The 801-nt window shown below is 51.3% G+C and carries 1 protein-coding gene; it reads right to left on the reverse strand.

Features of this window, described 5'->3' with window-relative positions; translation table 11 throughout:
* Window positions 1-722 (reverse strand): thymidine phosphorylase (locus ACWHAR_RS25790; RefSeq protein ID WP_452088265.1); only part of this gene is annotated, 722 nt, incomplete at its 3' end.
* Between the last annotated feature and the right edge of the window lie 79 nt (window positions 723-801).

Consider the following 801-nt stretch of genomic DNA (forward strand, 5'->3'; position numbering starts at 1 on the left):
TGGGACATGTCGGAGATGACGGCCATCGTTTGGCGGCCGACATTGTTTCCGATGCGGACCATTGCTTTTGCAAGGTTGACTGCATCTTCATCGGTTTTCATAAATGCGCCGGCGCCCGTTTTGACGTCAAGGACAATCGCATCCGCCCCTGCGGCGATTTTCTTGCTCATGATCGAGCTGGCAATCAGCGGGATCGAATTGACCGTGCCTGTCACATCGCGAAGGGCGTACAGTTTTTTGTCAGCAGGCGTCAAGTTTCCGCTTTGGCCGATAACGGCGACCTTGTCGCGGTTGACGAGCTCGATGAATTCATCTTTGGAAAGTTCCACGTGAAACCCTTTGATCGCTTCGAGCTTGTCAATTGTTCCCCCTGTGTGTCCGAGGCCGCGTCCCGACATTTTGGCGACGGGTACGTCGAGAGCCGCGACAAGCGGTGCAAGTACGAGCGTCGTCGTGTCGCCGACGCCTCCTGTTGAGTGTTTGTCGACCTTGATACCTTCAATCGCGGAAAGGTCGATCGTTTCGCCTGAGTTGACCATCGCCATCGTGAGATCGGCCCGCTCTCTGTCCGTCATGTCCTGAAAATAGATGGCCATCGCCAGAGCGCTCGCTTGATAGTCAGGAATGCTGCCGTCGGTGTAGCCTTTAATGAAAAATTGAATTTCTTCTGTTGTCAATTCTTCTCCATTTTGTTTTTTTGTGATGATATCAACCATTCTCATTGTGATCACCAGTCCTTTTTTCAATGTTTATCAATAGATCAATCCTACAACGGTCGCTGTCAAGAAACTGACGAGCGTT

The organism is Bacillus sp. LR--39 (assembly GCF_053613335.1).